At 49.8% G+C, this 19431-nt stretch carries 19 protein-coding genes, 1 tRNA gene and 1 pseudogene; 7 read left to right on the top strand and 14 right to left on the bottom strand.

Translation table 11 applies throughout. The features are described 5' to 3' along the window. Nucleotide 1 precedes the first annotated feature (1 nt). Both ODQ19_RS13515 and ODQ19_RS13510 read left to right on the top strand, forming a co-directional pair. Nucleotides 2–1237 (top strand): c-type cytochrome, encoded by a 1236-nt coding sequence (locus ODQ19_RS13515; protein ID WP_330210297.1) that lies wholly within the window; start codon nt 2–4, stop codon nt 1235–1237. A 1-nt stretch (nt 1238) separates the two neighbouring features. After that, nucleotides 1239–2210: an XdhC family protein gene (locus ODQ19_RS13510; RefSeq protein WP_330210296.1), complete on the top strand. Its 972-nt coding sequence runs from the start codon at nt 1239–1241 to the stop codon at nt 2208–2210. Nucleotides 2211–2324: 114 nt separating this feature from the next. On the opposite strand, the gene ODQ19_RS13505 is transcribed toward ODQ19_RS13510, so the two are convergent. Continuing rightward, nucleotides 2325–3608, bottom strand: a complete 1284-nt coding sequence (locus tag ODQ19_RS13505; protein WP_116666556.1) for an NAD(P)/FAD-dependent oxidoreductase — start codon at nt 3606–3608, stop codon at nt 2325–2327. A 184-nt stretch (nt 3609–3792) separates the two neighbouring features. On the opposite strand from ODQ19_RS13505, the gene ODQ19_RS13500 reads away from it, so the two are divergent. Next, nucleotides 3793–3869 (top strand) — tRNA-Val (locus ODQ19_RS13500). Between the two features lie 659 nt (nt 3870–4528). Here the strand turns inward: ODQ19_RS13500 and ODQ19_RS13495 are convergent. The 7 genes from ODQ19_RS13495 to ODQ19_RS13465 all read right to left on the bottom strand — a co-directional run bounded on the left by ODQ19_RS13495 (nt 4529) and on the right by ODQ19_RS13465 (nt 10770). Then, nucleotides 4529–5455, bottom strand: a complete 927-nt coding sequence (locus ODQ19_RS13495; RefSeq protein ID WP_330210295.1) for a hypothetical protein — start codon at nt 5453–5455, stop codon at nt 4529–4531. Beyond that, nucleotides 5452–6291 (bottom strand): hypothetical protein, encoded by an 840-nt coding sequence (locus tag ODQ19_RS13490; protein ID WP_330210294.1) that lies wholly within the window; start codon nt 6289–6291, stop codon nt 5452–5454. The genes ODQ19_RS13495 and ODQ19_RS13490 overlap by 4 nt, the downstream gene beginning before the upstream one ends. Nucleotides 6292–6703: 412 nt before the next feature. Beyond that, nucleotides 6704–8137: a hypothetical protein gene (locus tag ODQ19_RS13485; protein ID WP_330210293.1), complete on the bottom strand. Its 1434-nt coding sequence runs from the start codon at nt 8135–8137 to the stop codon at nt 6704–6706. A gap of 361 nt (nt 8138–8498) precedes the next feature. Beyond that, complete coding sequence (locus tag ODQ19_RS13480; RefSeq protein WP_330210292.1) at nt 8499–9251, bottom strand: hypothetical protein; 753 nt, start codon at nt 9249–9251, stop codon at nt 8499–8501. A 258-nt stretch (nt 9252–9509) separates the two neighbouring features. Next, on the bottom strand, nt 9510–10169 hold the full coding sequence (locus tag ODQ19_RS13475; protein WP_330210291.1) for a recombinase family protein: 660 nt from the start codon (nt 10167–10169) through the stop codon (nt 9510–9512). A gap of 142 nt (nt 10170–10311) precedes the next feature. Next, nucleotides 10312–10515, bottom strand: a complete 204-nt coding sequence (locus ODQ19_RS13470; protein WP_330210290.1) for a hypothetical protein — start codon at nt 10513–10515, stop codon at nt 10312–10314. 33 nt (nt 10516–10548) lie between these two features. Continuing rightward, nucleotides 10549–10770: a helix-turn-helix domain-containing protein gene (locus tag ODQ19_RS13465; RefSeq protein WP_330210289.1), complete on the bottom strand. Its 222-nt coding sequence runs from the start codon at nt 10768–10770 to the stop codon at nt 10549–10551. 105 nt (nt 10771–10875) lie between these two features. On the opposite strand from ODQ19_RS13465, the gene ODQ19_RS13460 reads away from it, so the two are divergent. Together ODQ19_RS13460 and ODQ19_RS13455 are read left to right on the top strand one after the other, a co-directional pair. Continuing rightward, entirely contained in the window at nt 10876–11457 is a 582-nt protein-coding gene (locus ODQ19_RS13460) for a hypothetical protein (protein ID WP_330210288.1), read from the top strand. 398 nt (nt 11458–11855) lie between these two features. Continuing rightward, the gene (locus ODQ19_RS13455; protein ID WP_330210287.1) at nt 11856–12227 is read left to right on the top strand and encodes a hypothetical protein; all 372 of its coding nucleotides are present in this window, start codon (nt 11856–11858) and stop codon (nt 12225–12227) included. 674 nt (nt 12228–12901) lie between these two features. Here the strand turns inward: ODQ19_RS13455 and ODQ19_RS13450 are convergent. The 6 genes and pseudogenes from ODQ19_RS13450 to ODQ19_RS13425 form a co-directional block, all read right to left on the bottom strand. Next, entirely contained in the window at nt 12902–13759 is an 858-nt protein-coding gene (locus ODQ19_RS13450; RefSeq protein WP_330210286.1) for a helix-turn-helix domain-containing protein, read from the bottom strand. A gap of 407 nt (nt 13760–14166) precedes the next feature. Then, nucleotides 14167–14643 (bottom strand): hypothetical protein, encoded by a 477-nt coding sequence (locus tag ODQ19_RS13445; RefSeq protein WP_330210285.1) that lies wholly within the window; start codon nt 14641–14643, stop codon nt 14167–14169. Continuing rightward, nucleotides 14643–14897 (bottom strand): hypothetical protein, encoded by a 255-nt coding sequence (locus ODQ19_RS13440; protein ID WP_330210284.1) that lies wholly within the window; start codon nt 14895–14897, stop codon nt 14643–14645. Before ODQ19_RS13440 ends, ODQ19_RS13445 begins: the two co-directional genes overlap by 1 nt. A 17-nt stretch (nt 14898–14914) precedes the next feature. Continuing rightward, the gene (locus tag ODQ19_RS13435) at nt 14915–15103 is read right to left on the bottom strand and encodes a hypothetical protein (protein WP_330210283.1); all 189 of its coding nucleotides are present in this window, start codon (nt 15101–15103) and stop codon (nt 14915–14917) included. 672 nt (nt 15104–15775) lie between these two features. Beyond that, nucleotides 15776–16016 (bottom strand): annotated as a pseudogene (locus tag ODQ19_RS13430) (site-specific integrase); the annotation flags it as partial. Nucleotides 16017–16060: 44 nt separating this feature from the next. Continuing rightward, nucleotides 16061–17017, bottom strand: a complete 957-nt coding sequence (locus ODQ19_RS13425) for a tyrosine-type recombinase/integrase (RefSeq protein ID WP_028236708.1) — start codon at nt 17015–17017, stop codon at nt 16061–16063. A 749-nt stretch (nt 17018–17766) separates the two neighbouring features. On the opposite strand from ODQ19_RS13425, the gene ODQ19_RS13420 reads away from it, so the two are divergent. Both ODQ19_RS13420 and ODQ19_RS13415 read left to right on the top strand, forming a co-directional pair. Next, nucleotides 17767–18483 carry a DUF969 domain-containing protein gene (locus tag ODQ19_RS13420; protein WP_116666568.1) on the top strand — a complete coding sequence of 239 codons (717 nt, stop codon included), beginning with the start codon at nt 17767–17769 and terminating at the stop codon, nt 18481–18483. Next, nucleotides 18480–19430: a DUF979 domain-containing protein gene (locus tag ODQ19_RS13415; protein WP_116666569.1), complete on the top strand. Its 951-nt coding sequence runs from the start codon at nt 18480–18482 to the stop codon at nt 19428–19430. The genes ODQ19_RS13420 and ODQ19_RS13415 overlap by 4 nt, the downstream gene beginning before the upstream one ends. Nucleotide 19431: the final 1 nt, after the last annotated feature.

Raw genomic sequence — 19431 nt, 5'->3', positions numbered from 1 at the left:
CATGAAGCTTTTTCTGACCCGCCTGGCCTTGGCGGTCGGCCTGGCCGCGCCGGTATTGTTTGCCCACGCTGATGATCAAGCCAGGCGCGGCGAATACCTTGCCCGCGCCGCTGACTGCATGGCGTGCCACACTGCACCGGGCGGCGCGCCGTTTGCGGGCGGCCTGCCGATTCTCTCGCCGTTCGGCACCATCTACGGCACCAATATCACGCCAAGCAAAGAGCACGGCATTGGCTTGTACAACGATGACGAGTTCTTCGCCGCGTTGACTGAAGGCAAGCGTCGCGACGGTGCGTACTTGTACCCGGCGATGCCCTACACCTCGTACCACCTGATGCCGCGTGAAGACTCGGACGCGATTCATGCGTACCTCAAAACCATCGAGCCGATCGAGCGCGCAGCGCCGGTGACGAGCCTGAGCTTTCCGTTCAACGTGCGCCTAGGTCTGATGGGCTGGAACGTGCTGTACGGCAAAGCGCTGAAACTTGAACCGGCCCAAGGCAAGAGCGAAGCCTGGACGCGCGGCCAGTACATGGTCGAAGTGCTCGGCCACTGCGGCGAATGTCACACACCACGTGGTCTGCCCGGTGCGATGGAACTGGACAAGCGCCTGACCGGCGGCATCCTCAATGGCTATCTGGCGCCCAGCCTGCTCGCCACGGACCTGGCCGCGCGCGGTTGGAATGAGCAGGACCTGGCCACGTTCCTCAAGCACGGCATGAGCGCCCAAGGCACGATGTTCAACGAGATGTTCCCGGTGTTCCACAACAGCACCCAGGGCCTGAGCGATGCGGACCTGGCTGCGATGGCGACCTTCCTGCTCGGCGATAAACCGCCGGCAGCCAAGGCGTTGGTCGAAGTGCCGGTGGACCAGCTCGGCCCGAGCGCTCAGCGCGGCCGCCAGGAATACCTGAACGTCTGTGCCGGTTGCCATGCCGCCGGTGGTGAAGGCAAGCCGCACATCGCGGTGGCGATGCGCGGCAACACCACGCTGCGTCTGGAAGACCCGCGCAACCTGGTGCGGGTGATCGAGGACGGGATCGGTGAGCAGAAGTTCTCCGGGTTCGAGCACATGCAACCGATGCCGGGCTTCGCTGGAAAACTCAGCCCGGCGCAACTCACCGACCTGATCAATTACCTGCGCCAAGGCTGGGGCGGGCAATCGGCGGAGCTGGTGGTGAGCGACGTGCAGAAGCTGCAGGCTGAGGCGCCGTCCATCGAGCACAGGGCGCACTGACATGCAGCATCTGGATCTGCAGGTGATACGACGGGCGCTGGCGTGGTCGGTGGCGGGGCAGCGCATCTGGCTCTGTACGGTGCTGGCCACCTACGGCTCGGCTCCGCGTGCGCCGGGTTCGCTGCTGGCGGTGAACGCCGCTGGGCAGTGGATTGGGTCGTTGTCGGGTGGTTGCGTCGAGGAAGACTTTCTCGAACGCGTCGCCGAAGGTGCGTTTCTCGATGCGGTCAACGTGGTGCGCTACGGCGCAGGGGACGATCCGCGATCGCGGGTCAGCCTGCCCTGTGGCGGCATTCTCGATGTATTGGTTGAGGCGTTCGAGCCTGACTGCGAGGTGCAAGCGCACCTGCGTGAAATGGAGTCGGCGCTGCTCGGGCAGCGCCGCTTGATTCGCCAGGTGGGCCTGGCCAGCGGGGCGCGCAGCCTGTTCGTTGATCGCGAACAGGGGGCTCGCATCGAGCGTGACAGTGAGCGAGTGCGCATTCGCGTCGGTGCGGCTCAGCGTCTGTTGCTGGCCGGGTACTCCAGCGTGGCGCAGGCGTGTGCCGAGTTTGCAGTCGGCCTTGGGTTCGAAGTGATTCTCTGCGACCCACGCGATGAAGTGCTCGAAGGCGTGGTGCTCAATGGCGTGGAGATTCGTCGCCAGTTGCCGTCGGTGTTTATTGCCGACGGCGGCTGTCACCGTGATACGGCGGTGGTTGCGCTGACGCATGACCCGCGTATCGACGATCTGGCGATGATGGAAGCGGTGCGTACCGACGCGTTCTACATTGGCGTGATGGGGTCGTTGCAGACCTCGCAGAAGCGCCTTGAGCGACTGCGTCGCATCGGTGGGTTGGGGGAGCCTGAACTGGCGCGGATACACGCGCCCATCGGGCTTAACCTGGGGAGCAGGACGCCGTCGGAAATTGCGTTGGCGGTATTGGCTGATATCGTGCGGATTCGTAGCGGGATTGCTCGCGACCAGCTCTGAAGCGCAGCCCTGTAGGAGCGAGCTTGCTCGCGAAAAACTCACCGCCGCCGCGTTCATTCAGAACAAGCGCGTTATCGTTGAAGTTTTTCGCGAGCAAGCTCGCTCCTACAGTGTCTACATCCCGAATTTATCTCGCAGCCCGTAGTACCAAGCCCCCAGTGCCGCAAACGGCGTGCGCAACATTTGCCCACCCGGGAACGGGTAATGCGGCAAGCCCGCAAACGCATCAAAACGCTCAGCCTGACCTCGCAAGGCCTCCGCCAGTACTTTGCCTGCCAAGTGCGTGTACGTCACGCCATGGCCGCTACAGCCCTGGGAGTAATAGATGTTGTCGCCAAGGCGGCCGACCTGTGGCAAGCGCGACAGGGTCAGCAGGAAATTGCCGGTCCAGGCGTAGTCGATCTTCACGTTCTTCAGTTGCGGAAATGCCTTGAGCATTTTCGGCCGGATGATCGCTTCGATATTGGCCGGGTCCCGCGCGCCATACACCACGCCGCCGCCGAAGATCAGGCGCTTGTCGCTGGTGAGGCGGTAGTAGTCGAGCAGGTAGTTGCAGTCCTCGACACAGTAATCTTGTGGCAATAAAGTCTTGGCTACTTCATCGCCCAGTGGCGCCGTGGTGATCACTTGGGTGCCACACGGCATCGACTTGGCCGCCAGCTCCGGCACCAGATTGCCCAGGTAAGCGTTCCCCGCGACGATAATGAATTTGGCCCTGACCCTGCCCTCGGCGGTGTGTACCACCGGATTGGCACCGCGCTCAATGCGCACCGCTGCCGATTGCTCATAGATCGTGCCGCCCAGGGATTCCACGGCCGCGGCTTCACCGAGCGCCAGGTTGAGCGGGTGGATATGGCCACCGCTCATGTCCAGCAACCCCCCCACATAGTTGTCACAGGCCACCACTTCGCGGATGCGGCGCTCGTCCAGCAACTCCAGTTGCGTATGGCCGTAGCGCTCCCACAGCCGCTTCTGCGATTCCAAGTGGCCCATGTGCTTGCTGTTGAGGGCGGCGAACACGCCTCCGTCCTTCAAGTCACACTGGATCTGATACTTGGCCACGCGCTCACGGATGATCCTGCCACCTTCAAACGCCATCTGCCCCAACAACTGCGCCTGCTGGGGCCCAACGCTGCGCTCGATCACGTCGATATCGCGGCTGTAACTGTTGACGATCTGCCCACCGTTACGACCCGAGGCACCAAAACCCACCTTGGCGGCTTCCAGCACCGTGACGCGAAAGCCGTTCTCCAGCAAAAACAGCGCACTGGAAAGCCCGGTATAGCCAGCCCCGATCACACACACATCGGTCTCGACTTCACCTTGCAACACAGGACGGGGCGGAACTGCATTCGCAGAAGCGGCGTAATACGACTGGGGGTAGGGGGTGTTCGCCATCCTGGAACCTCTGTTTTATATTTTTTACGAGTGCGCCGATCCTACCTGAGTTGAAAATTGCCTGCCAGCCACCCGAAAATCACAGGTGTACCCGTCGCAAATAAAAAATTCGCATATTCATAGGGTTAGCTGCAAAAAAGATGTTGACACCCCTTCGGAATTCCGTAGAATGCCGCCTCACAGCAGGCACGTAGCTCAGTTGGTTAGAGCACCACCTTGACATGGTGGGGGTCGTTGGTTCGAGTCCAATCGCGCCTACCAAACAAAATCCGCTCTGCTGGGCGGTCTGGAAGGGCCCACCGAAAGGTGGGCCCTTTTTTGTTGCCTTGGATTCAAGCAGAACGTTCACAAAATATCCTGTTCATTCACACTGAGCAATGTGAATGCCGATAGCAGCTCGTAATCGTATGGGATTTTGTTTGGAATGATGGTGTGGAAGAAAGGGGCGAGGAATTTTTTGCATAGTTCTTAAATAATTGCTGTGCTGCGTCTAGCGCAAATTTCAAGATATTGGCAGCTTACGTGAGAGTTTCTGGATCATTTGTCCCCTCATAGATGATTCGCCCGAAGGTAGATCCTGTACAAAGCTATCTACGTATTGACAATGGCTTACGACCAGCTGCGTATGCTCCGGTGAGAGGTGGCCTAGCGTCCTGAGTTTCGCGGCGAAAGCTTTGCAATAGTGCTTGGGAGTGCGTACCTGTAATGATGTTTTTGGGCGCTATTCTTAAGCTCCTGCAAGTAGATAGTTCCTAAAATCGATAGGTCTTAAAGGTGGTCTCGTTCTGGTGTAGTTTTTCATGTCAAAGTTACGGAAATTATAGAGATGTGTATTTTGCTAGAGATGTACTCAGTGCTTGAAGAATCAACGCAACGGTCATCTCTAGCGTATGCGATTAGTTAAGGTTGTTTTATTCTATTTACGACTCTTGTTTTATTTGGAAGTGACTAATGGCTGCCGTTACGTAGATTATTAAGGATAAGCCGTCTGTATTTTCGTCAATCACATGTCGAGGAATAAGTTTGTAATTTTTGGCGTATTTTGGTTTTTTATTTATTTGCATTATCTTTATTTTCTGCAAGGGTGAGGAGCTTGAATCCTGCTTGGAATATTCAAGAATTTTTACCAATGAGGCTCTCACGTTTTCTAGGTTCTCAGCCGCTTCAGGTAACATATGGGAGAAGTATTCACTAAGAACGAGAGATTCTAATACGGTTTTTTCTTTTGCCAATCTTTGATGTTTATTTTGAGCGAACGAAATGAAGCGCTCAAAATAATTTTCTTGGAAATCGTCGTGTTTGCTTTTTCGTACCAAAGCGCTCTGGTTTGCAGAGGGCTCGGGAGGAGAAGAATTATGGATATTTTTCTTGTGAGCAAGGCTCAAGCGGTTTTTAGTGGCGATAGGAAGAGTGAATTCTTTTGCGGTGTTAGATAGAACCTGCCAAAGAAGGAAGTCCTTATTGTTTTTACATCCTAAAAACTCTGGTAGGTCTAATTTTAAGTTACTAAATTCACAGGCGGATTTATAAAAATAAGGGTAGGCGACAATTGCTCTGATGTTGGCCCTCAGGTATTCATCCATTTCGTGCTTGCTACGCTGGATTAGTCGTTTTCTAAAGTCCTTTATAGCATATACAGCCTTATCACCTACTTTATATTCTTTGTTATTAAGGTTTTCAAATGTGTCAAAGTTGATGTTTTTGATTTCTTCAAAATCGCTAATGTATTCGTCTTCGCTAATGACTTGAAGGTATAGAGTCTGGTTTCTTTTGAAAACTGGCGTTGAGAAGGACGGTCCGCTATCGGCTGGCGTGGAGAAGCCAAGCAAAATGAAAGTAGTGCTCATTGAATTACACCTTGGTCGATGTAGAATTCTCTTACCTTGGATATTACTAAAGGCGTCAGATGACTTGGAGCCACTCGGGATGTCGAATATGTTATTGCTTCTATATCATTTTCGTATAAATAAGCCACCAACTCACTATCGTTTGCAATGGAGTCAGGAATAACGATGGCTTTAAGGGCGCTACTATTTACATCAATAGAAACGCTAGATTGTAATTCTATAGTGTAGCAGCGATTATCAAAGGTTTCTCCGTGTGTAACATTTATAAGCGAGTAAATGCTCTGCAGCTCATATGCGCACGGCTGAAGTGAGCTTGTCTCAAGTGTCGGTTTTCCGTCAAAATAATTTTGATTGTTGTCGTAGAAGAATTTAACAAACTTTTGAACGAGTGGATAGTTTGAGCCTAGGAGGTAGTCTTCTTGCTTGGAGTTTTTATGCAGATGGTTACTGTAGAGCCCTGCCGCGTATGCCCCGCTGTCAAATGGAAATATTCTGGTGATGCTCTTTACTTCCTCAGGTTGAATGATGAGGCATGCAGGGTATACGCTTGAATTGTTAAATGTTAACCCTTTGTCACTTATACGATATGAAGGTCGTCCATAGAAATAATATACTAATTCCTCTTTGAAAACTGGGCAGAGAGTGGGCTTTATTTTCTTTGAGCTAATTATTTCTCGGAGTGTATAACAGTCACATGTATGAACTAAAGGTAGTATTGGTGGTAGTTCAGTCACTTTTTCTATAACAGACCTAAAATATGTCTCACTTACCGAGCCCCGGGTTTGGGGGGCTGAGAGCTCTTTATCCGTGTTTAGCATTTGTTCACCCTGATCCATGCGTGTCGTCGTTGCTAGACCTATCCTAGCTGGTGGCGGTGTCCTTGTGCTATCATTTTGATGCTTTTTTCCATCCGAAATCGCTATTTAGGGCGATTTTCACCATTGCCCCGACTCGCCTTACAATTCATCACCTCTTGTAGAAAGCGCTGAGTCGTTAGGGTTTCGTAAAGGTCAGCCAGACCATCCTTCGCTGGGAGGATAATCGTTTACATATAACAAAAGTAGCGCCAGTAAAATAGAAATGGATATGAGTAATCACAATAAGAATGCGTATTATCCGCGCGCAATTAGTAGCATAGTATTGCTGGGGGTTTTCGCCAGTAATTTTTTCTTGAGGAGGGCGATGGTCGCCAGTAAAACTAAAATTGGGAATCTCAGGCTTACTGGCATAACTATTAGTGATGGCTGTCTATTTACGCTTGCTCGCAGACTCTCTTCTGTTGCCATCCACTAAATATATAGTTGACGTTTTTTTGCCTACATCAATTGCCTCACGTCTCATGCGTTGTACTTCATTGTATTTTTGTCCAATGTTTCCAACGTCAATGACTAGGTATATGCCTGATTTGGTATCTTCGGCCTTTTTATAAATTTCGAGCTGTTTTGTATAACCACTCACCAAGTCATTTGTAGAGAGTTTGATTTCTACTACGACTCTAGTGTTGAAGCCGAACGAGAATTTAAAGTCGACAGGACCATTTCCGGTATCTGCTTCTGGTGTTACATCTAAATTATTAGCTTGACAGTATGAGTAAGCGATAACAAAAAATAACCGCTGTGCGGCTTTTTCACGGCGAGGTTTCTTCTCGTCAGACCAAAGCTCTTTCCAAATTCCTTTGTTCTCAATGAGATCTTGAAATTGTAAGATGATTGTGTCGACCAGCTTCTTTGCCTCCTCTATATTGGTTATGTTTTTGGTTGTTTCGCTTATAGTTAGCGGATAATGCTCAGCAATGTTTTTCAGGCGTGTCCAGAATGCCTCTCCATTGCGGTCTCCTTCAAAGTTATAAGGTGTTTTGGGAATGTCTTTGAGTAAGTCCAGTATTTGCTCGAATGCTTCTTTGCTTTGAAGTGCGCTATCCCTGAGTGCCTGTTTTCTTTTTTTCGACATGGTGGCCCAGACTTTGCCAACGCCACTACTAACCTTTTCACGATACTCTTCGTTTTCTCTCGCGATGCGAGAAATATCACTCCAGTCACTGGCTATTGGTAAGTCTCTAACAATATCTCTAGGCACGAATATCAAAGGATCTTTGGAGTGAGGGTTTTCAGGAAGGCAGAATATTTCATCTTTGATTTTGAATTGCTTTGTTGGGAGTTTTAACTGATCGTTTTGTCTTATGGTGAAGTCTATTAGGTTGGAAAGTATTATGTTGGTAGTCATGTCGCTTATTCTGTCAGGGCCAATCCCTTCTTCGAATAGTGACAGTCCCATGAAAAAATCGATATCGGTAATTCCTAAGGCTACTATCTGAGCTGCGGTTTCTAGAGTACTAGAGGTGAGTTCAGGTCCAAATCCAGATCCTCTTACAGATGCGCTATAACCGAGGCAAGTCCAACTAACTTCAGAAAAGTTGAAAAGTTTTTCTGCTTTTCGCCAAGTGATATCGCCTTTTTCTTTAGACGCAGCAAGTAGCTTGATTATAAATTCGAATCTTTGTTCATATGCTGTAGCGGCCCCCGTATTTATTTCTTCGTGTTTGCTCTCTGGTAGGAGTAAAGGGTCAATGAATAAATTTGTATCTACGGTAAGCTGGGTGTCGATGATGTCTAACTTTTCAAGCTCCTTTGGATTGATGCCGAACTCGCTAGATATAGTTTCTAAGCTGGTGATCTTGGCCATTGCAACCTCCTGTTGATTATTATTTCATCCTCGATATATCCTGAGCGCGACAAAAAATCTACTATGATCTTGTGATGAATCGTTTCTGAGCCAGAAAGGTGTTGGTTTTTTGATCAGTGTCATTCTGTTTCGCTTCGATCTCTCCACCTTTGCTGCTCCTTGGGGGGATACGAAAAATTGGAGTTATTATGAAAGGTAAACTCGATATTGGGTGCGGATACATAGCTTTTGGAGTTGGAGGCGTGGTTCCTATTGGAGCGCTATGGTGCCTCTCTGGAGTGCATCTGAAGGTGCAATATTGCCGCAGCTATCTTTTTTGCCGGTCTTGAGTAATATATAGACTTGCCAATCCGTCACGAAGTCATATGAAAATTAGCATCTGATTAAAGGCGTTTTTATATAATATATGAGCGGCATGATTTATTTGCCACCATTTGTGCAGAGCTACACCGATACTAAAACAGCCAAGTGCGAGTGGCCAAATATTATCGGTAAACCAAGACAGTCCAATAGCACCTTTCACAAATACATATGTAACAACCGCCATATACAGCATCTTGCTCGGAATAGCTTCATAGCCTCGGCCACCGTGGGAGGTGACACGCTCGCGACCTCTCTCATAAATTTTTGTCAAGCTGAACCACACCTTAGCGCGGTGAGGATATGAATAATCCCATGGTCCGGTAGGGCCAAACTCTCTTCCACCCAATTCTCTTAAGTCATCTCGATAGGAAAGCGTGCCGCTCATTCGCATACTGATCAGCTTACCGTCGTTTTCTTCAGCTGCTTCAGCAGCAACGCGCTTGAACGCTCGACCTTTATGTATGGTGCGGCATACGTTAATCAGAGCGTTATCCAACGTATTATGCATGTTTTCATCAAACCGCAATCCGCCTTTTGGTAATCGCTGAAAAAATCTAAACCAGAGATAGATGTTAATCACGGCGATAACAATCCAGACGTGCTGGATGTTTTGTCGTAGAGATATTTCATTGCCCATCAGCTTAAATTGGCTGAGATCTGCTCCGAAAAACCAAAGTAGAATCACCACAACGGAATAACCGATTAGAAATCCTCTAGCTTTGTTGAAGTCTGGTGTGTCCGTGTCACCCATTTCGCACCTCATCAGTCTGAGCTCGCATGATAGCAAGGCGCCCGCACTCTCCAGAAGTAAAGTTGAGTATCGGTGTTCGGCAGAGGGGGGCGGTTGGTGAGAATCTGTGAGGTTTGGTGCGATATCCTCTTAAAGCAGATATCGGTCACTTCAGTTTAACCGTATGAACCTTCCCACGAGGACGGTTGCTCAATGTTTAGCCAAATCCGATACAGCACAGTGCTCCACTGTCGGCTCCTGCTAGCGAAAAAATACTATTCAATACAATGAGTTACTACCTGTCTGTGCTTGCTGGGCCATCGTAAGCTCGCGCTTAATTCTGTACACAGTGGCGACACCACACTCGGCCAGCTTGGCAATATCCTCTGTATGCATAGTCGGGTGTTTCGTTATCAGCGTCGTTACCTTTTTCCATAACGCTACGTTTCTGCCTTTACCTGATGGTTTCCAGTCGGGATCAGCCGCTTTCTTGTTTTCAAGCCCTTGCTTGATTCGTTCCACGCGCTTGTCTTGATCCAGCCGTGCCATGGTCGCCATAAGATCGATCAGCATGTTGTTGATCACATCCATGATTTGCCCAGTGATTCCCTTCTCTTCAACCAACATGTGACTGGTAGGTAAGTCAGCTACAACAAGGCGCAACCCCTTCGCTTTGATTGTGCCCTTAAGCATGTCCCAATCAGCTTGTGAGAGCCGACTGAGGCGGTCTACAGATTCAACCAATAGCACGTCTCCACTCTCGGCTCTATCGAGCAGAGCAAGCAGTTGAGGACGATTAAGCTTCGTTCCGCTGATGTTCTCCGCATAGATGCCAGCGATGCTCAATCCGTTCTCGGCAGCGAACAACTCAAGGGCGACTTTTGCACGATTGGCATCTTGGTCTTTGGTTGATGCTCTGAGATACAGGTGAGCATTCATGCTGACTATCCTTTGGTCTATTGAGTTAATAGGTCAATGATAAAATATCATTTGTCTATCTAAAATAGATTATTGATAGATAAGTGCTGGATGCGACGGACGGTCTGCTGACTATCGGAGTGCTAGAGATCTTTGATAGAAGCTATCGCCTCAGCTTGAGGATGCCTTTGGTAATGGCTGCGGCATTTCTATCGAGGGTGCTGAGGGCATCGATCACATTTTCATGCGTATCAGGCGAACCATTTGTCCTTACCCATAGGGCGAGTTCCTCGATACTCGCAGCTAGAGCGAGCTGGCCTTCCCACAAAAGGGTTAGTACGTCTGCTGTGGCTATGTTGTCTTGCATGGCTGTCATCCGTAAACCATGTGTGATTGAGCTTCAGAGTCCTTGTAACAGCTCCGATAGGGAGAGACCCAGACCGTCTGCAAGCACTTTGGTGGCCTCAAGGCTGGGGTTCGCTGTACCTGTCTCGATGCGCGACATGTACGTTCGTACAAAGCCGCACCTATCAGCAAATGCTTCTTGGCTGAAGCCCTGACTGCTGCGTAGCTCACGAACGCGTTGCCCGAAGGTCTTTCTGAGATTTTGGTTTGTCTGCATTCCCGAATGATGGGCGTCTGTGCTCTAATCGTGAACACACCAAATGATGACACACCAAGTGATACATGAGGACGGTTTATGAAGGCTTGCAAAGGGATGTTTGTAATGAGCGCGAAGCTATCAACGGCATTGGCAATTCTTTGTTTGGCAACTTCGGCGTATGGGGCTAAGAAAAATGCTGAACCTACGCCATGGGTTCAAGAGCCCACCACATTTTTAGGCATTAAGTTTGATGAGAAACTTATTTATCAGATGAAGCAGTGCCCAGCGGACTACAGTGTTCCTGCCGAAATCTGTTATCAACGTCCATTTCAAAGTTACTACCCTCTATTTGCCGTGCCTTCTCTAGGGTTGCATGGCTATACAGCTGGCGTGTTGACGCATGACTCCTTGATCCGAGAAATTGTACTCAACACGAAGATAGATGATTACGATGCGGTGGTCGCTTTGCTCACCCAAAAATATGGGCATCCACAAAGTCAAAAGACGGAGATGGTGAAGACGAAGGTTGGTGCCACGTTCCAGAATGAAAAATCATATTGGGAAGGTAAGAAAGTACAAATTATCTTGAGAAAGTATAGCGATAATATTGATACTAGCTCCATATCAGTAATAAATAAATCTGTCGCTGTAGAAGCTTTGAGAGATGAGCATGGGAAAGTAAGCGAAAATGCATCAAAACTTTGAAAGCCTGTGCTGAGTTGTTTAAATTCTACGATTTCGTAGAGAGCATGACCGCTGCTTAGTAAGGAGTGGCTAAAGGCTGCGTACAATCAGGTGCACAGCCGCTCTGTCTCAAGGATGTCGGTGTATTGGCTCAGTTATTACCCCTGATAAAGCACCTGATAAAGCCTTGGATGATCACGTTATTCACCGTTGCCCAGTATCTGCGTACTTGAGGCAGGCATGGATCAATCGCAGATAGTGATGCGCGGGACGCTCCCTAGAACCCTACACAGGTAAACAAAATTCTGGCAGTCCACTATTACAAAGCGAAAATAAGTTCTCAGCAAAGCTAGGGATTCTTAGTTCGGTCAAACAAAGTGTTACGAGTCACACAGATTTTTTTAATTTAGGAAAATGAAATGGAACCTATACACTGGCTTGTTGTATTTATCATTCTTTGCGTTCTTATCTCGTTTATTGCAAATAAAAAAGGACGCTCAGGTTTACTTCTCTTCTTCTCTATGGTTGCCCCTGCGGTACCGCTGATGATGATAGCTTCCTATTCTCTAGGAAATAACATGGATGCTAAGCCTATTGCAATGTGGTTTGTTGCTTTCCTCTGCCCGGTTGTTGGTTTTTTCTGGGCGATAATGGCTAAGAACAAAGAGCAAATGGCTGCTGATACTGGAAGTTATGGTGGTATGAAAAAGTGCCAGTTTTGTGCTGAGCCGGTAAGAGCGGAGGCTATTAAGTGCAAGCATTGTGGTAGTAAATTAGACCTTGATGCCTAGCTATTCAGACTTGTTTAAAGGATAGGAATCCGTAGTGTCGTCTTCTGTGCGATGCACAGCAACATCTAATTGTTCTGTGTACACACAGAAGATTGCAAACATCCTTGATTGACAATCAGGAATGGCTTATAGAGTTTTAACTCTTCAATACAGAACGTGTCAGCAGTGAGCGACGAAGGAGTGAATGCTCTTAGGGAGAAAAGGGTGATAAACCCCTCCCGCTCTTGATCTTCTTTCTGTGCGATGCACAAGATATCTAATTGCTCTGTGTGTCTCACACAGGAGATGCAGGCATCTGATTGATAATCAGGATTGGCTCTCTAGCGTTTAATAAATATCGATATAAAGATATGTTCGCAAGCTGAACGAAGTGAAGTGCTCTTCAATAGGTGGAATAACGAAGTCCACCGCTATTGATCTTTCTTCTGTGAATACAGAACAGGTGCCTCCTGTCGTTACGACAGAACAGTTTGTTCTCTAAGATCATGTTCTTTGATTTGAGGGATCTTCTCCCTCACTTCTCTTTATTTTCTCTAAAAAATACTTAAGGGGTGTTCCCCTTAAATGAAATCTTTAATGGACCTATACTTTGGACAATCTCCAAAGAAGAAAGAAGCATCGTTTCGCTTCGCTTCACTCTATTATACATGCGGCCGTATTATGACCCACCCCTGCTAAGCTGCCAATTCCAATGCTTCGGCTTGCCACCTGCGGACGGTCTTCCGTGGTACGCCTGTCAATCGTTCGATCTCCGATAGAGATAGCCCCTGTGCCCGCATACCCATTACTTCGTGCTTCTTGGGGTGCTGCTTGCGAACTGGGAATGCAATCACGTTGGTGACACGAGCACCTGACAGCTCATCTTTGTGATTTCGGTCGTACTCTTCCGCACTCTTGAATTGGGTCAGGGTGCGCAGATCATGGTGTAGCTTAGCCAGTTCCTCCGCAGTTGGCACACATACATCATCCATCACATTCCCTACACATGACTCAGGGGATGCAGGTACATCATCCATCACCATTCTAAGGTGCGCAGGGCGACATTTCATCATATGAGGAATGACGAGTTCAGCAGCTTTCACATAACGTCGTGCATGTCGTTCTTTAAGATTGAGGAAATCTTCAATCTTTTCGTTAGTAATCTCAGGAAACCACTCAAGAATATTGATGAGCTTCTTTACACTCAATGGTTTGGAAATGCCGCCAACACCAATAGGGCGGCCATGCCAATCAAGACGACAAACACCTTCAATGATGTCCATAGCAAACTCAGGATATGCTTGACCACCATTGTCGTCATTAACAGACCACATATGACCAACGAATGGATTCATCACGACATTTGGCTTGGAGCCACTAGCCCCTTTTGGTTCTCGATTGTAATTGTTCTCTTTTATCTTGCTTGCAATCAATGCATCAGCATTTGCTGAAATACGTGCATTCAATGCTTCCAACCCTGCTGCTGATAGCAACTGGGAAAGGGTGAGGTGCTTACTGGTGGTAGGCGAATTAATGGCGAGCGGGTGCGACATGGGTGACTCTCCTTTTTTCAGTTCATCTCATAGGCAATCCCTCTCGGTAGGTGCCAGATGGTGTGGGTAAATCAGAGACGTAAAAACTCCGCATGATGCACTAGGTCGGAATCGACTAATGATCACCATGAGGTTTTGATCGGGTCTGTTTTGAGCGAGCTATTATACAGGCACCCATGCCGCTCGTCAATTAAAACTTGACAAGGCGGACTTTTCTAAAACATTTTTTTACATGGGGACGTCAATGGGTGTGTGGTGAAACCGCTATGGTAAATCCCAGCAAGCAAAAAGCCCCGAACAGCATGGTTAGCTGTCGGGGCCACATTGGGTAGGGTTGCATTGGGAACGCTCTGTAAAGCCTTTGTGGGAGCTTCTGGCTGCTGTCGCTTGTAGCGTGTGTTGCTGGGTTACTCAGGGATACCCAAATCACCAAATGTTTCGAGTACTTCTTTTTCAATCTCTGAAAGAAACTTAGCTCGCTTGTCGTCTTCTTTCTTTTTCTCTTTAGCCTCTGCTATTTGAAGCAGTTGCTCAGTGAGCATTTTTTTATACCTATCATGCTCGCTTTCAAGCCAAGCGATGTACTCAAGCTTCACTTGGGCATCAAGCGCTTGGCGTTCACCAATCTTTATGGTGTCAGGCTTCTCCATACGACACCAGTAACTACCAGAGCCAAAAGAAGGTGGATACTTCATGCTTAGCGTGTAACCCTTAACATGATGATCAATTATATTGGTCAGGAATTGAACCGGGATCTCACCACGGACGAGAGCAGTGCACTCATCAGTTTGATCATAAACAATATGTCGTGCTGCTTGACGTTGCTTCAAAACTTGCTCGTCAAACTTCGGAGCGGAGCCTTTGATGGATACTTTAGTGGTCATTATAGTTTTTCCTTTTTCTGTCTGATGTGAGTTACCGCTGCTTCGATGATTGCGGTCCTGTATTGCTTATCGCTGAGCTCTGTACTGGTGCTGAATACATCACTGGTTTTTACATGGTTCGTGATGATTGCATCATTACTGTCGTCGGCCTTCTGTACAAATTGTGTGGTTTGTTGCTGTGCCTTTCCTTTTGCACGCTGCCGTTCAAATGCCCTTACAAGTCCCCTGTGGACGTGATGTAAGCTGGTACTCATTTGGATTGCGCTCGGGCTTAATGAAGTAATGAAGCGCCATACTCTGTCGAAAGCTTGTCAATAATGTTAGTAGTACGTCTGAACTCTTGCTTGTCACTAGTTGATAATGCCGACTGTTGGAGATGCTGGTAGTGCTGAATTTGCTTGACTGCTAAGTGACGTTTAAGCATTGGTGTGGTAAAAACTTTACCAGTATAAGTATTCATTATTTATCCTTTGGGTTGGTTTTATCATGTACGTGCAGCTTTCTTCTCGTCTGCACGTCTAAGGTTATTGGTGGCGGTACTGATCAAAACCTGTAGACAGTGCTGATGATTCTTATGCCCAGCTCGACGCATTAGCGCTTCCAGTTGGAAAACAGCTTGTTCATTGAGGAATACCTTCATTGTGAAAGCTCCAAGTCTTTAGTTAGACGGCCATGCACGTACTTGTTAATAGATACGCCAGATGCCTCAGCAGCGTCTTTGATTGCTTCAAAGTGAGTGGCGCGGAATGCTAGCTTCAGAGACAACAATCGTGTTTTGTTTGCCCTATAGCGAATTCCGCGACAGGTAGATGAGCAAGTGACCGCGTGACTACGTTTACCGGCTAGTGATTTGTTACAGACAATGCATTGTTTTTCTATAGGCATAAAAAATCGCTCCGTTTAGAGTTGGTAATAAAAAGTTGGAGTGTGTGTTGAGCGTTGCGCAATAAAAAGGCCACCCGCTGAAGGAGTGGCCTAATAATTAAGGGAGAAGGTAACTAACACGTCACTGACGGTAGAAGAAAAGCAAGTCGCTAGGAGTGGTAATAGTTTCTCCTTATATGTGAATATTATATACTAGTAAGCGCACTTTTGTCAATATGTTGGACGGGTTTGTCAACTTTTTCTTCAGCTATTTTGCTAGGTCGAAGTTGAGGTTTTTGATTGCTTCGAACATCGCTTTAATAGCCGTGCGGCTACCGTATACACCGAAGGTGACGGCAGAGTCTTCGTGCCCAGCGATACGCTTGATCAGGGAGTCCTATGCCCGCGTCACGCAGGTCGTCGATCAGTGTGTGACGAAACTGTGGAAGGTTTTCTTGGGGTGGTGATCCCCATTTCGTCTTGTACTTGCCGAACCATTTGGATGGGGAGAGGCAGCCAACCCCAATTCATCATGGCTGCCCGCCCGGTTTGATCAGTCGATCAGGTGCAGTACGTCCCTGACATTCAGGTGGGAGTAGCGCGCTACGGATCGTGTATCTCTATGCCCAGATACGATCATGATCTGAGCGTTGTTGAATCCCTTTTTCGCGACGTTCGTGATTCTGGTGTGCCTGAGTTGATGCAGCCTGACGCTACTATCTAAACCTGCCTTTACGCGTGCTAAGCGCACAGCCTGAGTTACGGCGTGCGGTGTGACGGTGAACACTTGACCGTTCGGGTGACGTCCCACAGTGGCCCAAAGTTGGGCGAGGTGGAGAATTTCAACAGCGCGACGGGTGAGGGGGACAGACCGTGTGCCGTTCTTCCCGTCGATCACATCTGCAATGCGATCACTGAGGTGCAGGCAGTCTTTCGTTAGCTTCAGGATTTCAGAGCGTCGCATCGCAGTTTCGTATGCTAGTTCTACGATGAGTTTCATGGTGGGAGAGAGCTTTTCCAGCAAACGCTCAAGCTCACTTGCCCTGATCACCTTGTCCGAAGACCGGTCTGGCTTTGGAAGTGCGATATCACTCACAGGATTATGAATGTCGATCAGCAGGCCGCGTTTGGCAAACCGGTAGAACCGCGACATGAATGCGAGCTGAGTTCTGCACGTGGAAGGCTTGACCTTCCTCAATCGCATGATCTTGAAGTCGTTGATCATTTGCGGCGTGATTTCGTGAATGGGCTGAGTGAAGTGCCTACCTAGGTGTTCGACGATTTTCAGCGCGTGGTCGTAGCTACCTTTCCCCTTGAGCATGGTTTCGCAATAGGTCATGCCCAGCGTGTAGATGGTGTGGTGCTTGTGATCCATCGTCACGGCTTCAAGCTGATTGGCCCATGACTGAGCTTCGGCTTTGGTAGTGAAGGTTTTTGACTGCGCAGATTTACCCTTTACCCGTACCTGAGCGTTCCAGTTGCCGGACGGAAGTAAGCGAATATTGGCCATTTTTGACGCCTCATAATGTGAATGGGCGTTCTGTGAAATCCAAGAGCAGCAGGGCTGGGAGCTTGCTCCTAGCAGACCTTGACATGGTGGGGGTCGTTGGTTCGAGTCCAATCGCGCCTACCAAACAAAATCCGCTCTGCTGGGCGGTCTAGAAGGGCTCACCGAAAGGTGGGCCCTTTTTTGTTGCCTGAAATTTGGGCAAAAGAAAGTCAAGGCGCCGGGCGGCGTCCTTTCAGGGCTGGAGTGTTCGATCAGGCGAACAGCGTCGCCACCGCCAGAAGGCAGATCACCTGAGCGAAAAGTTGGCAGCGTATCTCGCCAAGCGTGGTCGCCATATTACTCATTTGTCCGGCATACATAGCGGGAACCCCTCATTGTCGGCATGACGCCGTGAATGGACTGCAAGTACACACAGCTGCATTGTGGAGTATAGGTGCTGATCAGGATTTTTCACTTCTGACGCCATAGCAAGCTCATCCATACGGCTTGTCCAAAAATACTGGGCTCGATTCCTTCCAGGCACCGTACCGCCCGATGCCATCCCCCCACAAAAATTATTGGTTTGCAGCAACAATTTTTCTTGTTGGACACCCCCGGCCCAAGGCAGCAAAGTTGCCGCCACTGACGCTCGACCTGCCAGGTCAACAATAAAAAAACCGAGCCGACTGCACGCCACTTTCAAGCTGTGAGCCCTTTGCCCACATCCTGCTGTAATGGCGCCGCAGCGCGCACTAAAGGACCTCCTCGCCATGCAAACTGTTGTGAACTTATGGCCGTTGATCGGCGTACTTGTCATCGTGGTTGGCTTTGTATTGCGCTTCAATCCGCTGTTGGTGGTCACCGCGGCCGCCGTCGCCACGGGGCTTGCCGCCCAGTTCCCGCTGGAAAAAATTCTCGCCACCATGGGCGATGGCTTCCTTCAGACCCGTGCCTTGCAACTGATTCTGTTATTGCCGCTGGCGGTGATTGGCCTGTTGGAGCGTCATGGCCTGCGCCTGCATGCGCAGAACTGGATCGCACGCTTCGAACGCGCCACGGTCGGGCGCTTGCTGATCATTTATCTGTTTGTGCGTGAGTCCACGGCTGCCATGGGGTTGACCAGCCTGGGTGGGCATCCGCAGATGGTGCGGCCGCTGCTGGCGCCGATGGCCGAGGGCGCGGCGGAAAAACGCTATGGCAAGCTGCCTGACAAGCTGCGCCACAAGGTACTGGCCATGTGCGCTGCCACCGACAATGTCGGGTTGTTTTTTGGTGAGGACATCTTCGTGGCCTTTGGTGCGATTGCGTTGATGCACACTTTCCTACTCGGCTCGGGGATTGATGTGGAGCCGCTGCACATTGCGGTGTGGGGCATCCCGACGGCGATCTGTGCCTTCATCATTCACGCTATCCGGCTGCATCGTTTCGATCGGCGCTTAACCCGCGAAATGAGCTCGGCCACCACCCCGGTGGAGGCTGCTCAATGATTATTTCCATTCAATACCTGTACTGGCTGGCGGGTGTGCTGTTGCTGATCACCGCCGGCATGATCCTGTTCGACCGTTCCCACCCCAAGCGCTGGTCCAGTGCGCTGTTCTGGTTATTGTTTGCGGTGCCGTTCCTTATAGGTGAGCGCCTGCCTTCGGTGGTCATCGGAGGGGGTGTGGTGGTGATGGCATTGATTGCAGGCTTGGGGGGCGTTGGTCGTGGCCAGCATGCCGAATTGCATGACAAGGCGTCCCGCGCCAGTGCCGGGCGCCTGGGCCACAAATTGTTCATCCCGGCGTTGGCGATTCCGCTGACCACGGTGATTGGTTCGGTGTTGCTCAAACACACCGAAATCGGCGGCGTACCGCTGCTGGACCCGAAGAACACCACCTTTGTCTCCCTGGGCATCGGTTGCCTGATCGCCCTTGGCCTGGCCTGCTGGCTGACCCGTGATACGCCGGTACAGGCGTTACGCGAATCCCGTCGCCTGACCGAAGCCCTGGGTTGGGCCATGGTGCTCCCGCAAATGCTGGCGATGCTCGGGCTGTTGTTCAATGAAGCTGGGGTGGGGACGGCGGTCGCCCATGTCACTACCACTTACATCAACCTGGACTACAAGTTGGTGGCGGTGATGGTCTATGTGTTGGGCATGGCCTTGTTTACCGTGATCATGGGCAATGGTTTTGCGGCCTTTCCGGTCATGACCGGTGGCGTCGGCGTGCCGGTGCTGGTGGGGATTTACGGCGGCAACCCTGCGGTGATGGCGGCGATTGGTATGTTCTCCGGCTATTGCGGTACGTTGATGACGCCGATGGCGGCCAACTTCAATATCGTACCGGCGGCGCTACTGGAACTGCCGGACAAAAACGCGGTGATCAAGGCCCAGATACCCACGGCGCTGATGATGCTGGTGGTCAATATCGTGCTGCTTTACCTGTTGATGTGAG

The organism is Pseudomonas sp. AM4(2022) (genome assembly GCF_036346515.1).
Lineage (GTDB): Bacteria > Pseudomonadota > Gammaproteobacteria > Pseudomonadales > Pseudomonadaceae > Aquipseudomonas > Aquipseudomonas paracarnis.
Note: the sequence above shows the minus strand (reverse complement) of the source record. Positions and strands in the feature narration are given on the sequence as shown.